General features: G+C 72.5%; 19 protein-coding genes. 18 read left to right on the top strand and 1 reads right to left on the bottom strand.

The window, feature by feature from the left end:
* Positions 1-9: 9 nt before the first annotated feature.
* Complete coding sequence (locus tag Vgi01_RS24260; protein ID WP_239089133.1) at positions 10-1,686, bottom strand: (2,3-dihydroxybenzoyl)adenylate synthase; 1,677 nt, start codon at positions 1,684-1,686, stop codon at positions 10-12.
* Positions 1,687-1,820: 134 nt separating this feature from the next.
* Between Vgi01_RS24260 and Vgi01_RS24255 the strand changes: the two genes are divergently transcribed.
* The 18 genes from Vgi01_RS24255 to Vgi01_RS24170 all read left to right on the top strand — a co-directional run bounded on the left by Vgi01_RS24255 (position 1,821) and on the right by Vgi01_RS24170 (position 17,545).
* The gene (locus tag Vgi01_RS24255; protein ID WP_013731222.1) at positions 1,821-2,015 is read left to right on the top strand and encodes a ferredoxin; all 195 of its coding nucleotides are present in this window, start codon (positions 1,821-1,823) and stop codon (positions 2,013-2,015) included.
* The gene (locus Vgi01_RS24250; RefSeq protein ID WP_204292554.1) at positions 2,012-3,181 is read left to right on the top strand and encodes a steroid 3-ketoacyl-CoA thiolase; all 1,170 of its coding nucleotides are present in this window, start codon (positions 2,012-2,014) and stop codon (positions 3,179-3,181) included. The genes Vgi01_RS24255 and Vgi01_RS24250 overlap by 4 nt, the downstream gene beginning before the upstream one ends.
* Before the next feature lies 1 nt (position 3,182).
* Positions 3,183-4,376 (top strand): CaiB/BaiF CoA transferase family protein, encoded by a 1,194-nt coding sequence (locus Vgi01_RS24245; RefSeq protein ID WP_204292553.1) that lies wholly within the window; start codon positions 3,183-3,185, stop codon positions 4,374-4,376.
* 150 nt (positions 4,377-4,526) lie between these two features.
* Positions 4,527-5,267, top strand: coding sequence for a 3-oxoacyl-ACP reductase FabG (gene fabG / locus Vgi01_RS24240; protein ID WP_204292552.1), 741 nt, complete (start codon positions 4,527-4,529; stop codon positions 5,265-5,267).
* Complete coding sequence (locus tag Vgi01_RS24235) at positions 5,264-5,698, top strand: ApeI family dehydratase (RefSeq protein WP_102656827.1); 435 nt, start codon at positions 5,264-5,266, stop codon at positions 5,696-5,698. Before fabG ends, Vgi01_RS24235 begins: the two co-directional genes overlap by 4 nt.
* Positions 5,695-6,246, top strand: coding sequence for a 3-hydroxyacyl-ACP dehydratase FabZ family protein (locus Vgi01_RS24230; protein ID WP_102656828.1), 552 nt, complete (start codon positions 5,695-5,697; stop codon positions 6,244-6,246). Before Vgi01_RS24235 ends, Vgi01_RS24230 begins: the two co-directional genes overlap by 4 nt.
* Positions 6,236-6,490, top strand: a complete 255-nt coding sequence (locus Vgi01_RS24225) for an acyl carrier protein (protein WP_013731228.1) — start codon at positions 6,236-6,238, stop codon at positions 6,488-6,490. Before Vgi01_RS24230 ends, Vgi01_RS24225 begins: the two co-directional genes overlap by 11 nt.
* 4 nt (positions 6,491-6,494) lie before the next feature.
* The gene (locus tag Vgi01_RS24220; protein WP_013731229.1) at positions 6,495-7,700 is read left to right on the top strand and encodes a beta-ketoacyl-[acyl-carrier-protein] synthase family protein; all 1,206 of its coding nucleotides are present in this window, start codon (positions 6,495-6,497) and stop codon (positions 7,698-7,700) included.
* Positions 7,697-8,764, top strand: a complete 1,068-nt coding sequence (locus tag Vgi01_RS24215; RefSeq protein ID WP_204292551.1) for a beta-ketoacyl synthase N-terminal-like domain-containing protein — start codon at positions 7,697-7,699, stop codon at positions 8,762-8,764. Before Vgi01_RS24220 ends, Vgi01_RS24215 begins: the two co-directional genes overlap by 4 nt.
* Before the next feature lie 3 nt (positions 8,765-8,767).
* On the top strand, positions 8,768-9,886 hold the full coding sequence (locus tag Vgi01_RS24210) for a beta-ketoacyl synthase N-terminal-like domain-containing protein (protein WP_204292549.1): 1,119 nt from the start codon (positions 8,768-8,770) through the stop codon (positions 9,884-9,886).
* Positions 9,887-9,891: 5 nt separating this feature from the next.
* Entirely contained in the window at positions 9,892-10,788 is an 897-nt protein-coding gene (locus Vgi01_RS24205; protein ID WP_239089135.1) for a beta-ketoacyl synthase N-terminal-like domain-containing protein, read from the top strand.
* The gene (locus Vgi01_RS24200) at positions 10,785-11,594 is read left to right on the top strand and encodes an alpha/beta fold hydrolase (RefSeq protein ID WP_204292547.1); all 810 of its coding nucleotides are present in this window, start codon (positions 10,785-10,787) and stop codon (positions 11,592-11,594) included. The genes Vgi01_RS24205 and Vgi01_RS24200 overlap by 4 nt, the downstream gene beginning before the upstream one ends.
* Positions 11,591-12,529: a thioesterase family protein gene (locus Vgi01_RS24195; RefSeq protein ID WP_102656833.1), complete on the top strand. Its 939-nt coding sequence runs from the start codon at positions 11,591-11,593 to the stop codon at positions 12,527-12,529. The genes Vgi01_RS24200 and Vgi01_RS24195 overlap by 4 nt, the downstream gene beginning before the upstream one ends.
* Complete coding sequence (locus Vgi01_RS24190) at positions 12,526-13,269, top strand: 2-hydroxychromene-2-carboxylate isomerase (RefSeq protein ID WP_204292546.1); 744 nt, start codon at positions 12,526-12,528, stop codon at positions 13,267-13,269. The genes Vgi01_RS24195 and Vgi01_RS24190 overlap by 4 nt, the downstream gene beginning before the upstream one ends.
* Positions 13,266-14,003, top strand: coding sequence for a class II aldolase/adducin family protein (locus Vgi01_RS24185; protein WP_102656866.1), 738 nt, complete (start codon positions 13,266-13,268; stop codon positions 14,001-14,003). The genes Vgi01_RS24190 and Vgi01_RS24185 overlap by 4 nt, the downstream gene beginning before the upstream one ends.
* A 2-nt stretch (positions 14,004-14,005) precedes the next feature.
* On the top strand, positions 14,006-15,568 hold the full coding sequence (locus Vgi01_RS24180) for an AMP-binding protein (RefSeq protein ID WP_204292545.1): 1,563 nt from the start codon (positions 14,006-14,008) through the stop codon (positions 15,566-15,568).
* A complete protein-coding gene (locus Vgi01_RS24175) occupies positions 15,565-16,830 on the top strand; it encodes a cytochrome P450 (RefSeq protein ID WP_102656835.1) in 1,266 nt (421 codons plus the stop codon). Before Vgi01_RS24180 ends, Vgi01_RS24175 begins: the two co-directional genes overlap by 4 nt.
* Positions 16,831-16,864: 34 nt before the next feature.
* Positions 16,865-17,545: a peroxiredoxin-like family protein gene (locus tag Vgi01_RS24170; protein WP_102656836.1), complete on the top strand. Its 681-nt coding sequence runs from the start codon at positions 16,865-16,867 to the stop codon at positions 17,543-17,545.
* Positions 17,546-17,560 lie beyond the last annotated feature (15 nt).

Raw genomic sequence — 17,560 nt, 5'->3', positions numbered from 1 at the left:
GTGCTGCCGCTACCGGCTGGCGGCGGTGGTCAGGTCGCCGAGGACGGCCGCGGCCAGGGCCCGCTTGTCGACCTTGCCGACGTTCGTCAGCGGCAACGCCTCGACGACCTCCAACCGGTCCGGCAGCTTGTAGTCGGCCAGGCCCCGGTCCCGCAGCAGCTTGCGTAGCTCCACCAGGCTGGGCGCCGGGTCGTCGGCGACGATGACCGCGCAGGTCTTCTCGCCGAGCCGCCGGTCGGGGAACGGGACGACCGCCGCCGCCCGGACCCGCTCGTGGGCCAGCAGGTGCCCCTCGACCTCGTCGGCCATCACCTTCTCGCCACCCCGGTTGATGACGTCCTTGATCCGCCCGGAGATGACCAGGCGACCCTCGGCGTCGAACCGGGCCAGGTCGCCGGTGCGCAGGAAGCCGTCGGGGGTGAAGACCGTCCGGTTGTGCTCGGGTACGGCGTAGTAGCCGCGCAGCACACACGGCCCGCGGGCCAGCAACTCGCCGACCTCACCGGGCGTGACGGGCTCGCCGGCCTCGTCGACGATGAGCAGTTCGTCGTCGGCACACATCGGCGTGCCCTGGGTGGTGGCCGCGGCCTCGTCGCCGTCGCCGGGGCGGGTGAAGCAGAGCATCCCCTCGGCCATGCCGAACCAGTGGGTGAGCGTGGCACCCAGGGCCGGACGGACCGCGCGGGCCAGGTCGGGTTGCAGCACCGCCCCGCCGACCTCGATGACCAGATCGGACAGGTTCACGTCGAACATGTCGGCGGTCTCGACCCACAGCGACAGCACGGCCGGCATGACCGTGGTGAGGGTGACCCGCTCCTGGGTGATCAGCGGGAAGACCTCGTCCGGGCTGGGGCTGGCGGCCAGCACCGCCCGGCCGCCGACGCGCAGCGCGCCGAGCACGCCGGGGCAGCCGAGGGCGGCGTTGTGTGCGACAGGTACCGCGGCGAGGTAGGCGTGCCGGTGGTCGAACGACATCGCCTCGGCGGTGGCGCGCAGCTGGAAGGCGTAGTCGTCGTGGGTCCGGGGGATCAGCTTCGGCAACCCGGTCGTACCGCCGGAGAGCAGGAAGAACGCCACGTCCTGCGGGTCGGGGCGGGGCAGCTCCCGGGCCGGGGCGCGCACCTGCGACCAGGCCAGGAACGGCCCGGGATCGCCGACCACAAGTACGTGTTGCAGGGTGGGGCAGGCGTCGCGTACCTCCTGCGCCACCGTGCGGTGGTCCACGCCGGGCGTCCGGTCGCTGGTCACCAGGGCGACGGCTCCGACGTACTGGGTCAGGTAGGTCAGCTCGGCCCGACGGTGGGCCGGCAGGGCCAGCACCGGCAGCGCGCCCAGGCGGAACAGCGCCACGCAGGTGACCAGGAACTCGACGGTGTTGGGCAGCTGCACGACCACCCCGTCGCCGGGGCGTACGCCCAGCTCGAACAGGCCCGCGGCCAACTCGTCGGCGCGGGCGTCGAGTTCGCCGTAGGTGTGCCGGCCCTGGCGGGTGACCACGGCGGTACGCCCCGGGTCACGAGCCTCGTCGGCCCAGTCGGCCCAGGGGCGGAGCAGGTCACCGAGCACCTCACCGCGCCAGTAACCGGCCTCGCGGTATCGGGCGGCGAACTCCGCCGGCCAGGGGGTGAAGCCTTCACGAACAGCCACGGGGCCTCCCGTACGCCGATCACCGGCGGAGCCGGCCATGGGTATCCGTACGCACCGTATCGACGCTCCAGAAGACACACAAGGGTCTGTGCAAAGACGATGCTTGTATTTCCGAGATACGAGTACTCCACTACCGTGGAACACGAGTGCGGGACCGAGAGAGGACGGCCACGATGCGGGTACGTGTGGACTTTGACAGCTGTGACAGCAACGGCCTCTGCGCGCTCGCCGCGCCGACGGTCTTCGAGGTACGCGACGACGACTACCTCTACGTGCTCCAGGAGAACCCGCCGCAGGAGCTGTGGGACGAGGTGACGCAGGCCGCCACCGCCTGTCCGAAGCTCGCCATCACGCTGGAGGACCAGTGACGGCGCAGGACCGCGAACCGGTAGTCGTCGCGGCGGTCCGTACCCCCATCGGCAAGCGCGGCGGCGCGCTGGCCGGGCTGAAGGGTGTCGAGCTGCTCCGGCACGTGCTGGCCGCGGTCATCGACGCCGCAGGCGTCACGCCCGACGTGGTGGAGCAGGTGGTGGGCGGCTGCGTCACCCAGGCGGGCGAGCAGAGTCTGAACGTCACCCGCAACGCGTGGCTGAGCACCGGCTGGGATCCTGCGGTCGGGTGCACGACCGTGGACGTCTCCTGCGGCTCGGCCCAGCAGGCCAACCACCTGGTCGCCGCGCTGATCGGCAGTGGCGCGATCGACGTGGGCATCGCCTGCGGGGTGGAGTCGATGAGCCGGGTGCCGATCGGCGTCAACCTCTACAACGGACCGGGTCACTACAAGACCGCCGACTATCCGTGGGACGACCCGCCGAAGGCGCAGTTCGGCGGTGCCGAGCGGATCGCCACCCGACAGGGGCTCACCCGCGCCGACGTCGACGCGTACGGGGTGCTCTCCCAGCAGCGCGCGGCGGCGGCCTGGGCGGCCGGGCACTTCGACCGTGAGGTGGTCGGCATCGACGCGCCGGGCGACGGCGAGGACGCCGGCAGTCGCCGGGTCGACCGGGACGAGGGGCTGCGCGAAACCACCCTGGAGGGGCTGGCCAAGCTCGCGCCGAACGTGCCCGACGGGGTGCACACCGCCGGCACCACCTCCCAGGTCTCCGACGGCGCGTCGGCGATCCTGTGGATGTCCCGCGCCCGAGCCCGGGCGCTGGGACTGCGGCCCCGGGCGCGGCTGGTCGCCCAGGTGGTCACCGGAGCCGACCCCTACTACCTGCTCGACGGGCCGGTGGTGGCGACCGGCCGGGCGCTGGAGCGGGCCGGCATGACACTTGCCGACCTCGACCTGGTCGAGGTCAACGAGGCGTTCGCGGGGGTGGTGCTCAACTGGGCCCAGCAGTACGACAGCGACCTGGAGCGGGTCAACGTCAACGGCGGGGCGATCGCGCTGGGCCATCCGCTCGGCTCCAGCGGCACCCGACTGCTGGTCACCGCGCTGCACGAGTTGGAACGCCGGGACGCGCAGACCGCGCTTGTCACCATGTGCTGCGGGGGCTCGCTGGGCACCGCGACGATCCTGGCCCGGGTGTGACGTGCGGCGCGAAGAGTTCTACCGGGAGGCCCGCGACGACCTCGACGGCCCCCTGCACGGCCTGACCGTGCTGGACGTGACGAAGGTGTGGTCCGGCCCGCTGGCCACCGGTCTGCTGGCCGACATGGGTGCGGACGTGATCCGGGTCGAGTTGCCCTACGGACGCGACGGCGAGGTGCCGCCGGAGATTCCCGGCACGGGCCTGTCCTGGTTCCGCGAGACGGTGAACCGCAACAAGCGCAGTGTCGGGCTGGACCTGCGCCAACCCGACGGCCGGGAGGCGTTCCTGCGGCTGGTCCGCGAGGCGGACCTGGTGGTGGAGAACTACAAGCCCGGCACCCTCGACGAGTGGGGTGTCGGCTACCCCGACTGCCGCAGGGTCCGGCCGGACATCGTGTTCGTCTCCATCACCGGCTGGGGGCAGTACGGCCCGGACATCGACCGCCCGGCGTACGACCCGGTGGTGCAGGCGGCGAGCGGCTGGATGGCACTCAACGGCGACCCGGCGGGACGCCCGGTCCGCGCGCCCACCTTCCTCGCCGACGAACTGGCCGGCCTGCACGCGGCCGTCGGCGCGCTGGCCGCCCTGGCGCACCGGGACCGCACCGGCGAGGGTCAGCACGTCGACGTGGCCATGCTCGACAGCCTGCTGGCCAGCAGTTGTGGCCTGTTGACGCTTGCCGCGACCGGCGCGCCGCCGGCCCGGTGGGGCAACCAGACCGACTTCGCGGTCCCGTCGAACGTCTACCGCTGCCTCGACGGGGAGGTCTATCTCTCCGTCGCCCTCGACAAACACTGGCGGGCGTTGGCCGAGACGCTGGGCCGTCCGGAGCTGGCCCGGGCGCCCGGCTACGGGCGGGGCGCCCAGCGCCGCGAGAACCGGGTCGAGGTCGACGGCCTGGTGGCGCAGTGGTGCGGCAGCCGTACGGTCGACGAGGTCATGGCGGCGTTCCGCGCCGCACACCTGGTCGCCGAGCGGGTACGCACGTTCAGCGAGGTCGCGGCCGACCCGCAGGTGTCGGCGCGGGACATGCTCCAGCCCACGGTGCTGCACAACGGCACCGTCGCGCCGCTGACCGGTCCGGCGGTGAAGTTCTCCCGCACCCCGACCCGGATCCGCCGGGGTGCCCCGGCGGCCGGCGCGGACAGCCGTGACGTGCTGCGGGACGCCGCTCCACAGCCCGACGGCGCATAGGGTCCCATAGTATCTGCGTGCGTTTTGCGTGTGTCCTGCTGCTTCTATTGATGTCAGGCGCAAGATGCTTCAACATAGGAGTACGAGATACGAGTTCCCGTCGCCGATCGGGGGCACCCGGCGTGGGTGCGACGGGCAGAGGAGGCGTCTGTGAGCGAGCGACCGCTGGCACTGGTGACCGGCGCCTCACGAGGCATCGGCCGCGCGGTGGCCGTCCGGCTCGCCGAGCAGGGCTACGGTGTCGCCTGCTGCTACAGCAGGCCGAGCGAAGCCGCCGAGAAGACCGAGGCTGCGGTCGCCGCGACCGGGGTGCCGAGCTACTTCGCCCCCTGCGACGTCGCCGACGACGCGGCGGTGGACGCGTTCATCGCCGAGGCCGAAGGGCGACTGGGCCCGATCGGCCGGCTGGTCAACAACGCCGGCATCACCCGGGACAGCCCGCTGGTGCTGGCCCGCCGCCCCGACTGGGAGGCGGTCCTCGACATCAACCTCGGTGGCACCTGGAACTTCTGCCGGGCCATGTCCTTCCGGTTCATGAAGCGGCGCGCCGGTGTCATCGTCAACCTCTCCTCGATCGCCGGCATCCGCGGCAACGTCGGCCAGACCGCGTACGCGGCCAGCAAGGCGGGCATCATCGGGCTGAGCCGTTCGCTGGCCAAGGAGCTGGCCCCCTACGGCGTACGGGTCAACGTGGTCGCCCCCGGGTTCATCGAGACCGACATGACCGACGCGCTGGACGCCAAGGCCCGGGAGCGGGCCCTGGGCATGATCGGCCTGCGCCGCTTCGGTCGCCCCGAGGACGTCGCGGCGATCGTCGACTTCCTCCTCTCCGACCAGGCCGGCTACGTCACCGGCCAGGTGTTCCAGGTGGACGGGGGGATGACCCTGTGACCACGGCGACGCCCACGCCCCTCTGGCGTCCCGCTGCCCCGGTCGGCTTCGCCGCCCCGCTGCCCGCCGTCGACCTGATCCAGGTGGCGGCGGTCGACGACGGCTGGACGGTAAGCGCCCGGGTGGTGGTCGACTCCGAGTCCCCGAACCTCGCCGGTCACTTCCCCGGTCAGCCGATCTACCCGGGGGTGTTCGTGGTCGAGACCCTGTGCCAGGCGATGGCGCAGGCCGTCCCCGGCGCGCCCCGGCTGCGTACGGTCACCTCGGTCCGGTTCCTCGCGGCGCTGCTCGGCGGCGACGAGATGACGCTCGACCTCGACGTGCGACCGACGACCCCGGCCGGCTGGGCGGTACGCGGCACCGCTCGGCGCCTCGACGGCACGGTCACCGCCCAGCTCCGCGCCGTCTTCGACGCCGGAGCCGACGCGTGAACGCCGCCGAGATCCGGGCCGTCCTGCCCCAGCGCCACCCGCTGCTGCTCGTCGACCGGGTGACAAGCATGAAACCCGGTGACGTCATCGAGACGGTGAAGGCGATCACCGCCACCGAGCCGTGCTACGCCCATCTCGGCGACGACGCCACCGCCGAGGACTACGCCTATCCGGCCTCACTGCTGATCGAGTCCTTCGGGCAGAGTGCCGCGCTGCTGTGGCTGGCCGGCGCCACCGGGTCGGATCGACTCACCGATGACGCCCTGCTGCTGTTCGTGGGCGCTCGGGAGTACACAGTCGAGGGCCGGGCGTACCCGGGCGACGTCGTCCGGCACGTCGTACGCCTGGAACGGGTCGTCGCCGACACCGCCTTCGCCACCGGCGAGAGCTGGGTCGGCCAGCGGCGCATCGCCACCGTCGGCTCGCTCATGGCCGCCCGCCGCCCTCGCTCCGCAGTCGCCGAACCGGCGGCCGGCCCGACCGGCGCGGGCGTCGACCGCACCATCCCCGCTAACACCAGTGCCCAAGGAGGCCGACATGTCCGGTGAAAACGAGCGGTACGAGCAGCTCCGGGAGATCATCGCCGAGGTGTTGGAGATCGAGACCGACGAGCTGACCGACACCGGGGACTTCGCCGAGGAGTACCAGGCGGACTCGCTGCGGGCCATCGAGATCCTGGCCCGCATCGACAAGGAGTTCAAGGTGGAGATCCCGCAGTCGGAGCTGCCCGAGCTGCGCAACCTCAAGGCCACCTACGAGGCCGTCGCCCGGCACGCCGGCTGGCAGGACTGACACCGTGCGGCGTGTGGTCGTGACCGGCCTCGGCCCGGTGTCGAGCATCGGAACGGGGGTGACGGCGTTCGGTGCGGCTCTGCGGGCGGGCCGCTCCGGCATCTCCCAGATCACCAGCTTCGACCCGTCCGGGTTCCCGTACCGCAACGGCGGTGAGGTCCGCGACTTCGACCCCGCCGCCTGGCTGCACCGGCTGCCCACCGATCGGTGGGGCCGGTCCAGCCAGTTCGCGGCCGCCGCCGCACGGCTCGCCGCGGAGGACGCCAAACTGGACCTCGACGCGGTGGACCGGACCCGGGCGCATGCCGTGATCGGCACCACCAGCGGCGAGTCCGTCGTCCTGGAGGCGCTCACGGCGCGTCTGGTCGAGGCGGGCTTCGACGCGGTACCGCCGCAGCTCGTGGAGCAACTGCCCGCCGGGCGGTTGGCGCACGCGGTCAGCGAGGAGTTGGGCCTGCGCGGCGACTCGCTGACCCTCGCCACCGCCTGCTCCGCCAGCAACTACGCCATCGGGTACGCCTACGACCTGCTCGTCTCCGGCGAGTCGGACGTGGTGTTCGCCGGTGGGGCCGACTCCGTCTGCCGGTGGGCGCACGCCGGGTTCTACCGGCTGGGCGCGCTCACCGAGCACGCCTGTGCACCGTTCGACCGGGACCGCTCCGGCATCATCACCGGCGAGGGCGGCGCGGTGCTGGCGCTGGAGACGTGGGAGCACGCCGAGGCGCGTGGCGCGCACGTCTACGCGGAGGTGCTCGGCTACGGGCTGAACTGCGACGCCAACCATCCGGTGGCCCCGGACCGGGACAGCATCGCCGAGTGCATCCGCATCGCCCACCGCAACGCCGGAGTCACCCCGGAGCAGGTCGACTACATCTGCGCCCACGGCACCGGCACCCCGGCCAACGACCTGGTCGAGGCGCAGGCCGTGCTTGAGGTGTTCGGCGCGAACCCGCCGCCCATCAGCTCGATCAAGTCGATGATCGGGCACACCATGGGGGCGGCCAGCGGGTTCGGTGCGATCGCCTCCGCGCTCGCCATCGAACAGGGCTTCCTGCCACCCACCATCAACTGGTCGCACCCCGACCCGCAGTTGACCGGCATCGACCCGGTGCCGAACGAGGCGCGGCCGGCCACCGTCCGGCTGGTGCAGAACAACGGGTTCGCCTTCGGCGGGAACAACGCGATCGTGCTGCTGGGAGCTGCCCGATGACCGCACTGACAATCAACGGCCTCGCGGCGCTGAGCGCCGCCGGTGACCGGCCGGAGGCGCTTGCGGAGCGGGCCACCGCCCTCGCCGGGGAGCGCCACCCGGGCGTATCCGTCGGCGGGATCGTCACCGAGGACCTGCCGCGCCCCGAGGGCCACGCTCTGCTCGACTTCGACGTACGGGCCCGGCTCGGCCGGCGCGGCACCAGCTTCTACGACCGGGCCACCGCCCTGGCCGTGGTGGCCTGCGGCGACGCCCTCACCGACAGCGGGCTGACGGTGGACGACACCAACCGGGCGCGGGTCGGCGTGGTGCTGGGCACCACCGTGGGCAGCCTGAAATCCACAAGCGACTACACCCGCGAAACCCTGGTGCAGGAGAAGCCGTATCTGGTCAACCCGATGCTGTTTCCCAACACCGTGATGAACTGCGCGGCCGGCCAGGCCGCCATCCGACACAAGCTCAAGGGCATCAACGCCACGGTCACCGGCGGGCCGCTGGCCTTCTTCAACGCGCTGCGGTACGCCGGCAACGCCATCCGTCGCGGCTACGTCGACACCATGCTCGTCGGCGCGGTGGAGGAGTTCTCGGCACACCGGGCCTGGGCGTCCGCGTCCGGCCCGGCCGGTGGCGAGGTCCCGGCCGGCGAGGGTGCCGCGGTGTTCGTGATCGGCGGCGGGGCCGACTCGGCCGGGCGCGCCACGATCTGCGCCGTGACCACCGGTTACGGCCCCGACGGTACGGCGGAGCAGGCCCTCACCGACTGCGTCGCGCGGGCCCTGCACGTGGCCGGTGCCGCACCGACCGACGTCACACTCCTGGCCACCAGCGAAACCAGCACGGCGGGCACCCGCCCGCAGCGTGCCGCCGCCCTGCGGGCGCTCGACGGGCACGTACCGGCCGAGTTCGTCCTCAGCCGGGTGGCGGGGGACTGTGGAGCCGCGACCCCCGCACTGGCCCTGGCGGCCGCGCTGCGCCTGCCCGCCGACGGCGACCGCTCCGGCCTGATCCTGCTCACCGCCCACGGCACCGACGGCGGCGTTGGTGCCGCCCTGGTCCGGCGGTAGCCCATGGCCACGCTGATCGCGGCGAGCAGCCTGCGTACGTGTCTCGGTGACGGCGCGGGCACCTTCGCCGCGTTGCTGGACGGACGCAGCGGGGTGGGCCCGCTGCGGCACCCGCTGACCGGGCAGCTCAACGTGACGGCCGGCTACCAGATCGACCGACCCGCCCCGGACGCCGCGCTGCGGGCCGGCACCTGGCTGCGCGAGTGCGTCGAGGAGGCACTGACCCGGGCCGCAATCGACCCGACGCGGAGCCGGGTGGTGGCGCTCGTCGGCACCGGATTGCGGGAACTCGCCGCGGTGGAGGAGTTGGCCTTCACCGGGGCCGCCACCGCCCCGTCCCGCCTGCACTTCGGGCCGGCCGTCCGGGACGCCGCGCCCGGCCTGGCCGAAGTGGTGACCATCGCCAACGCGTGCAGCGCGGGCGGGCACGCCCTCGCGCTCGCCCAGGATCTGATCGAGACCGGCGAAGCCGACGCGGTCGTCGTCGGCGCGGCCGACACGATGACGGCCTCCATGCTCGCGATGATCGGCAAGGTCACCCCGGAACCGACCACCCAGGTCCGTCCCTTCGACCGCGACCGCACCGGCGTGCTGCTCGGCGAGGGCGCCGCCGCGCTCGTCCTGGTCGGCGAGGACTGGACCGGACCGGCCGTCGGCCGCCTGCTCGCCACCGGACTGTCCTGCGACGCCGTGCACGAGACCGCCCCCGATGTGGACGGCATCAGCCGGGCGATGCACGACGCCTGGTCGCGGGCCGGACGCGACCCGGACGAGGTGGACCTGGTGGTGGCCCACGGCACCGGTACGGCCCTGAACGACCCCACGGAGTGCACCGCGTTGCGACGCTGTCTGCCCCGACCCGCAGGGCCGCTGGTCACCGCCGTCAAGGGCGCCATCGGCCACCTGTCGGGTGCCGCCGCGCTGGCCAACCTCGACGTGGCGCTGCGCTGCCTGGCCAGCGGCACGGTCCCGCCGGTCGTCGGGCTGGCGAACCCCCTGCCGGAGGGGGACGGGCTCGCCTTCGTCCGGGACGCCCGCGCACACCGGGACGTCACCCTGGCCCAGGTCAACGCCTTCGGCTTCGGCGGCGTCAACGCGGTGACCCTGGTGGAAGCGCCGTGACCAGCATGCCGGCCCCGCCGGTCACCACCGTGGCCGTCACCTCGTACAGCGTCCACCTGCCCGCCGACGAACGTTTCGGCGCGGCCGTCGCCGACCTGCCGCCGGTGGAGCCCGGCTGCCCGGCCGACCGCGCGCACACCCTGCTCGGCCGCAAAGGGCTGCTGTACAAGGAACCCGCCACCCGACTCGCGCTGTGTGCCGTGCACCGTGCCCTGGGCCTGCCCGACGGCGTACGCCCCGACACCGCCCTCGATCCCCGTACCGCGGTCGTGGCCGCCAGCAACCTCGGCAACGTCGCCACCGTGGTCGACGTGACCCGCGCCGTTGCCAAGGAGGGCAGCCGGGGAGTCAGCCCGATGGCGGCGCCGAACGCCTCCAGCAACGTCATCGCCAGCAGCATCGCGTTGTGGTTCCGCCTCGGCGGCCCGAACCTGATGGTCTGCTCCGGTGAGACCGCCGGGCTGGACGCGCTGGCCCTGGGTGCCCTGCTGCTGCGGGCCCGCCGGGCCGACCGGGTGCTTGTCGTCGGTGCGGAACCGGACGACGAGACCGCGGTCGCGGTACGCCGTGGCCCCGCCGCCGACCCCACCGCGCCGCCGCTGCGCGCCGGTGCCGCCTGCGTGGTGCTGGAGCCCGTCACCCGGGCCGCCGCCCCGCTGGCCACCGTGACGGTCGGGCCGACGCTGAGCCGACGCGTACCCCCGCCGACCCGGATCGTGGTCGGTCCCGGCCACCTGGACCCCGCTGCGGCCTGGGGCGACTGCTACGGCGCCCAGGGAGTGCTGCAGACCGCGCTCGCCGCGCGGCTCGTCGCCGAGGGCGCGGACAGCGTCGCGGTGCTCTGCGGCGGTGACGACGACGGTTGGCGTACCGCCCTGCTGACCCCCGGGAGGCGGCCGTGACCACACCGGCCGTGACCATCCCGGCCGTACGCCAGCTGCGCCCACCCACGCCGGACGGCCCGCTCGTGGCCTTCGTGCACGGGCTGGAGGACTCCTGGGAGAGTTGGCTGCCGCTGAGCAACGTGCTGCCCGAATGGTCCCCGGTCGCCCTCGACCTGCCGTGGCGGCCCGGTAACGACTACCTGTGGCGTCGTCGCCCCTCGCCCGCCTGGCTCGCCGACGGCTTCGACCTGCTGGGTCGGCGTCCCGACCTCGTCGTGGCCCACTCGTTCGGTGCCAACGCCCTGCTCGAACTGCTCTGCGCCGGCGACCGGCGGGTGCCGGAGACCGTCATCCTGATCTGCCCGCTGTACCGCCCTCCGGACGTCGCCGTGACCTGGCGGGTCTTCGAACGCGCGCGGCGCTCCTTCGAGCAGCACATCCACGACTCGCTGCGCAGCCGCCTCGGCCCGCGGTTGCGGAACATGGACGCCGAGGTGGTGGAGCGGATGATCGCCAAGGCGGTCGACCGGGTCGGCCCCTCCGGATTCCTGGCCGTGTTCGACCAGTTCTGCGCCAGCGCATCACTGCGGCTGGACCAGGTGACGGCCCGGGTGCTGGTGCTCGCCGGCGGCTCCGATCCGACCCTGTCCCCGGCCGCCGCGCGGATCCTCGCCGACGGCATGCCGAACGCGGTGCTGTCGGTCGGCGACAGCTACGACCACTTCTGCTACGCCCGCCAGCCGGAGGATGTCGCGTCCCGCCTGCGGGCCTTCGTCGACGTGGCATCCGTCGTCAGCGGTCATCCCGAAGGAGTAGCCACGTGACCACCCTCGTCCCGCCCACGCCCGTCCCGAGCGTCCTGGTCAGCCGACCGCGCTACGAAGGCGCCAACATCCGCACCTGGATCGGGTTCAAACACTTCATGTACCTGGTGGAGGAGGCGGTCCTGCAGTGGCTGCGCGACCAGGGCCACGGTGCTCGTGAGCTGTTCCACAAGTACGGCCTCGGCACCGAGATCGTCGACTGCTCGGTGCAGCTGCCCGCGGTGCTGGAGGTCGACGACGAGGTACGCGCAGAGGTGGTCGCCGGCACCGGGAAGCGGCTGCGGGTGCAGCTGTCGGTGCACCGTGACGGACAGGACGTCGTGGTGCTGCGCGGACACGTCACGGTCGCCCTGCTCCCGGAGACCGACGCGCCGACGCACCGGCCCGCCCCGGACGCCCTCGCCGCCTGGGAGGCCGCCGAACTCGGCGCGGCGACCGGCCTGCGTTCGGAGCTTGCGCTGCCGGCCGGTGCCGACCCCGCGTCCATGTTGGCACCGGCCGGCTCGGGGGCCTTCCTGTGGTCCTGGCGGGCACCGTACTTCTACTGCCACTTCTCCGACCGGGTGCAGCATTCCGGCTACGTGCGCGCCCTGGAGGAGGTCGTCGACCGGTTCCTCGCCGACCGGGGCATCTCCGTGGGGCGCATGCTGCGCGAACGCGCCTGGATCCCGGTGGTCTCCCGGGCTCGGGTCCGCCTGGCCGAACCGGCCCACATGGAGGAGACGGTGCACACCGTCTTCCAGGTCGACGACGTGCTGCGGGAGATGATGTTCAGCGGCCGGATGGACTGCTGGGTCCACCGGGGCGACCGGCTGATCCAGGTGGCGTCGGCGACCATCCTGCACGGCTATGCGATCAGCCGGGGACCGGACGCGGGTCAGCTCGCCCGGCTCGACCCGGAGGTCTGCGCGATCCTCACCGGGAGCCCGTCGTGACCCGCGCGCCCACCCGCCCCCGGCTGTTCTTCTCCTTCCGCAGCCCGTACAGCTGGTTGACGATCCGGCGGTTGCGCGCCGCGGTGCCGACGGCGTTCGCGGAGCTGGACTGGTTCCCCTACTGGGATCCGGACGCGCAGACCGGCGAGGCGCTCGCCGCGCGCGGCGCGGAGTTCCACTACGTGCAGATGAGCCGGGCCAAGCACCTCTACCTGCTGATGGACACCAAACGACTGGTGCAGCACGAGGGTGTGCCGATGGCCTGGCCGATCGACATCGACCCGCACTGGGAGGTGCCGCACCTGGGCTGGCTGGCGGCCCGTCGCGCCGGTCGGGCGGAGCTGTTCTACGACGAGGTGGTCGCCGCCCGCTGGGAACGCGGCGAGAACATCTGCGACCCCGAGGTGGTGGCCGGTTGCGCCGAGCGGGCCGGCCTGGACCCGGCCGTGATCCTCGGTGCGGTCGACGATCCGCAGCTACGGGCCGAGGGGGTGGACTGCCTCGAACGCGCCTACCTCGACGACGTCTTCGGAATTCCGTACCTGAAATGGGGCCGGCACCGGTTCTGGGGGCTGGACCGGCTGGACGGCTTTCTGGAGTTGTGGCGGCCGGACGCCGCCGCCACCGTTCCGGCCACCGTCGCGGTGCCGGCGCTGGCTCCCGTGGGGCTTCCCGACCGGGCGGAGGCGATCGTGGCCGCCGGCGGATACGACACCGACACGACGGGTGGATGCGGATGATGTTTCCTCCTGACACAGCGGCGCTGCGGCGACAGCGGATGGAGCAGTTGGCCGCCACGCTGCGGCTGTTCGCGGAACTCGGCTACGACGAGGGAGCGGGTGGGCACATCACCGCCCGCGACCCCGAGCAGCCCGACTGCTTCTGGATCAACCCGTTCGGCATGTACTTCGGCCACGTACGGGTCAGCGACCTGCTGCTTGTCGACGCCGACGGCAAGGTGCTGGGCGGCAAGGGCCGGATCAACCCGGCCGGCTTCGTCATCCACTCGGCGGTGCACGCCGCCCGCCCCGACGTCATCTGCGCCGTGCACACCCATTCGGTGTACGGGCGGGCGTTCTCCACCCTGGGTCGGCTGCTCGACCCGATCACGCAGGACGCCTGCGCCTTCTACGGCGACCACTCCCTCTTCGACGACTACACGGGCGTGGTGCTCGACTCCGAGGAGGGCAAGCGGATCGCCACCGCGCTGGGCGCTGGCAAGGCCGCCATCCTGCAGAACCACGGCCTGTTGACCGTCGGCGGGTCGGTGGCGGAGGCGGCCTGGTGGTTCGTCGCCATGGAACGGTCCTGCCAGGTGCAACTCGCCGCCGAGGCGGCCGGCAAGCCGATCCTCATCGACCACGAGGACGCCGAGCGGACCCGCGAGGTGATCGGCTCGCCCGGCATCGGCAGGTACAACTTCAAGCCGCTGTACGAGGGTGTCCTGCGCCGCCACCCGGATCTGCTGGACTGACGATGCCGCCTCATCACGACCCGCCCGCGCTGCTCGCCGCCCGGATCACCGCCACCCCGGACGCGCCGGCGCTGGCCGACGAGGGCGGGGTGCTCACCTGGGCGCACCTGGGGGAGCGGGTGAACCGGTGGCGGGCGCTGCTGACCAGCTCCGGCGTCAGCTCCGGCGACGCGGTGGCGCTGATGCTCGGCAACCGCCGGGAGGCGCTGGAGGCGCTGCTGGCCTGCCTGCACGCCGGGATCACCGTGGTGCCGGTGAACTGGCACCTCACCGCGCCGGAGGTCGCCTACCTGTTGGCCGACGCCGACGCCCGGCTGCTCGTCGTCGACCCGCCGCGCGCCGAGGTGGGTGCCAAGGCGGCGGCCGAGGCGGGCACGGTCACCGCCCTGGTCACCGGCGACGAGGTCGCGTACGGCCTGGCGGCGGTCGAGCCGCTGCTCGCTGCGACCGACCCGTCCGCCGCCCCCGCCGAGCAGGAGTGCGGGCAGCTGATGATCTACACGTCGGGCACGACCGGTCGGCCCAAGGGCGTGCTCAACGGCCTGTTCGTCACCGGGGCACCGTGGGCCCGGGCCACCCGCCTGCTGGCGTACGCCACCGGGACGCTCGGCGTACCCACCGACGGGCGGGTGCTGCTGGTCGGGCCGTGGTACCACTCCGCGCAACTGTTCTTCGCGCTGCTGCCCCTGCTCAACGGCGCGACCCTGGTCGTACGGGAGCGTTTCGACCCCGCCGGGACGTTGTCCACGATGGACGCCGAGCGGATCACCGAGTGCCATCTCGTGCCGACCCAGTTCGTCCGTCTGCTCCGCCTCGACCCGGCCGTCCGGGCCGGATTCTCCGGGGCCAGCCTGCGTCGGATCTGGCACGGCGGCGGCCCGTGCCCGCCGGACGTCAAGCGCCGCATGATCGAGTGGTGGGGCCCGGTGCTCGTCGAGTACTACGCGGCCACGGAGGGGGGAGTGGTCACCCTCATCGACTCGGCCGACTGGCTCAACCACCCGGGCAGCGTGGGCCGGCCGGTGCCACCGAACCAGATCCTCGTCGTCGACGACGACGGCCGTGAACTCGGCCCGTACCAGCCGGGTCGGATCTTCATCCGTCGGCCCGGCCGAGGTTTCCGCTACCACAACGCCGCCGAGAAGACCCGCGCCGCGCACCTCGCGCCCGGCGTCTTCACCTACGGCGAGGTGGGTCACCTCGACGACGACGGCTACCTGTACCTCACCGGCCGCGCCCAGAACATGATCGTTTCGGGGGGCGTGAACGTCTACCCGGCCGAGATCGAGCAGGTGCTGCTGCAACACCCGGACGTACGCGACGCCGTCGTGCTCGGCGTGCCCGACGAGGAGTACGGCGAGCGGGTGGCCGCTGTCGTGGAGTGGGAACCGGGCGGCCGGCAGCTGCCCTGGTCGGCGCTTGACGCCCACTGCCGCCAGCACCTGGCTGGCTTCAAGGTGCCGCGCTGCTGGCGGACGGTCGGCGCCGTCCCACGCGAGCCGACCGGCAAGCTCCGCCTCGACCAGTTGCGCACGCTCTGCGGAGACGACCGATGGGAGCGATGAGCCAGATGCCCGTGACGCGTACGACCCCCACCGCGGACATCGCCCACCCGGCGACCTACGCCCTCGGCGTACCGCACGCCGAGTTCGAGCGGCGTCGCCGCGAGGAGCCGGTCGGGTGGGTGCCCGAGCCGGCACTGTGGCGGCACAGCTCGGCCGGCCGGATCCAGCAGCAGGGCTCCGGATTCTGGGCGGTGACGACCCACGACGCGGTCATGGAGGTGTCCCGGCAACCCCAGGTGTTCTCCTCCGCGCTGCGCGGGGCGTTCCTGCACGACCCGCGTACCCCCGCCGACCTGGACTTCATGCGCCAGCTGCTGGTGAACATGGACGCCCCGCAGCACGTACGGATCCGCCGCATCGTCAGCTCGGTGTTCACCCCGCGCGCCGTACGCTCGCTCGCCGACACCGTCGTCCGGCACGCCCAGGACCTCGTCGAGGCGGTACGTCAGCGGGACAGCTTCGACGCGGTCACCGACCTGGCGGCGGAACTGCCCCTGCTGGTGCTCGCCGACCTGCTGGGCCTGCCGCACGGCGACCGGCACCTGCTGTACCGCTGGAGCAACAACCTGGTCGGCTTCGACGACCCGGAGTACGGCGGCGGTGACGTCGAGGTCTACCGGCAGACGTTCGCGGAGGCGTTCCAGTACGCCCTGGCCGTGGCCGTACGGCGACGGGCCGCCCCCCGCGACGACCTGATCAGCCTGCTCGCCACCGCGGAGGTCGACGGGCGGCGGCTGACCGACCGGGAGTTCTGCCAGTTCTGGCTGCTGCTGGTGGTCGCCGGCAACGAGACCACCCGCCATCTGATCTCCAACTCCCTGCACCTGCTGCTGCACGACGAGCAGCTGCGTGGCCGCTGGCTGGGCGGCCCGCTGCCCACCGCCACCGCCGTCGACGAGTTCCTGCGCGTGGTCACCCCGATCATGCAGTTCCGCCGGACCGCCACCCAGGACACGACCCTGGCCGGTACGAGGATCGCCGAGGGCGACAAGGTCGTCATGTTCTACGTCTCCGCCAACCGGGACGCCGCGGTCTTCGCCGACCCCCACCGGGTGGACCTGGAGCGGGCCCCCAATCCGCATCTCAGCTTCGGGGTGGGCCCGCACTTCTGCCTGGGCGCCCACCTCGCGCGGATGGAGATGGCCGCGTTGCTCGACGCCATCGCCCCGCACCTACCCCGACTTGCCGCCACGGGCCCGGTCGTCCGACTGGAGTCCAACTTTGTCAATGGCATCAAGTCGATGCCTGTGGGCTGGACCTGAGACCCAGGACCAGGCCGCCGGAAAGGAGAAAGCGATGTCCCTCAACGAACGGCTGCAGGAGTACAAGGCCCGTCAGGAGGCGGGTGAGGTACCCCCCATCACGTCGGCCCACCTTGAGGTGATCTACCGGGAGGCGGAGGCCCTGGCCGCCTCGGGTGCCGAGGACCGGGTGCTGAAGGTGGGAGATCCGTTCCCGTCCTTCGAGCTGCCGGACGAGAACGGCGACGTCGTCTCCTCCGCCGACCTGCTGTCCCGGGGACCGCTCGCGGTCGTCTTCTACCGGGGCATCTGGTGCGACTACTGCAACTTCGAGCTGGAGGCGTTGGAGGAGGTCTACCCGCAGATCCAGGCGCTCGGCGCGGAGCTGGTGGCGGTCTCACCGGTCACCATGCCCAACCTGCGGGCGGCCATCCGGCGCAACAAGATCTCGTACCGGATCCTCAGCGACCGGGGCAACGCCTACGCCGCGCGGTTCAACCTGACCTACACGATGAACCAGGACCTGCTCGACGTGTGGGGCAGCTTCGGCATGGACTTCTCGCAGATCAACGGCGATGACAGCAACAGCATGACGATGCCCGGGGTGTTCCTCGCCGACCGCGACGGCGTGCTGCGCTTCGCCTCGGCGTACGCGCGCCACTGGCAGCGGACGGAGCCGGCCGACCTGATCGCGGCCATCGAGCGGCTGAGCCTGGATCACGCGGCCCAGTCCTGACCAACGGCACCGGTC

Source organism: Micromonospora gifhornensis (genome assembly GCF_016863515.1).
Lineage (GTDB): Bacteria > Actinomycetota > Actinomycetes > Mycobacteriales > Micromonosporaceae > Micromonospora > Micromonospora gifhornensis.
Note: the sequence above shows the minus strand (reverse complement) of the source record. Positions and strands in the feature narration are given on the sequence as shown.

What these genes read in the sequence shown, in the direction of transcription:
- Vgi01_RS24260 (WP_239089133.1), bottom strand. Translation starts at nt 1,686, where the DNA reads ATGGCCGGCTCCGCCGGTGATCGGCGTACGGGAGGCCCCGTGGCTGTT.
- Vgi01_RS24255 (WP_013731222.1), top strand. Translation starts at nt 1,821, where the DNA reads ATGCGGGTACGTGTGGACTTTGACAGCTGTGACAGCAACGGCCTCTGC.
- Vgi01_RS24225 (WP_013731228.1), top strand. Translation starts at nt 6,236, where the DNA reads ATGTCCGGTGAAAACGAGCGGTACGAGCAGCTCCGGGAGATCATCGCC.
- Vgi01_RS24215 (WP_204292551.1), top strand. Translation starts at nt 7,697, where the DNA reads ATGACCGCACTGACAATCAACGGCCTCGCGGCGCTGAGCGCCGCCGGT.
- Vgi01_RS24210 (WP_204292549.1), top strand. Translation starts at nt 8,768, where the DNA reads ATGGCCACGCTGATCGCGGCGAGCAGCCTGCGTACGTGTCTCGGTGAC.
- Vgi01_RS24205 (WP_239089135.1), top strand. Translation starts at nt 9,892, where the DNA reads ATGCCGGCCCCGCCGGTCACCACCGTGGCCGTCACCTCGTACAGCGTC.
- Vgi01_RS24185 (WP_102656866.1), top strand. Translation starts at nt 13,266, where the DNA reads ATGATGTTTCCTCCTGACACAGCGGCGCTGCGGCGACAGCGGATGGAG.
- Vgi01_RS24180 (WP_204292545.1), top strand. Translation starts at nt 14,006, where the DNA reads ATGCCGCCTCATCACGACCCGCCCGCGCTGCTCGCCGCCCGGATCACC.
- Vgi01_RS24175 (WP_102656835.1), top strand. Translation starts at nt 15,565, where the DNA reads ATGAGCCAGATGCCCGTGACGCGTACGACCCCCACCGCGGACATCGCC.
- Vgi01_RS24170 (WP_102656836.1), top strand. Translation starts at nt 16,865, where the DNA reads ATGTCCCTCAACGAACGGCTGCAGGAGTACAAGGCCCGTCAGGAGGCG.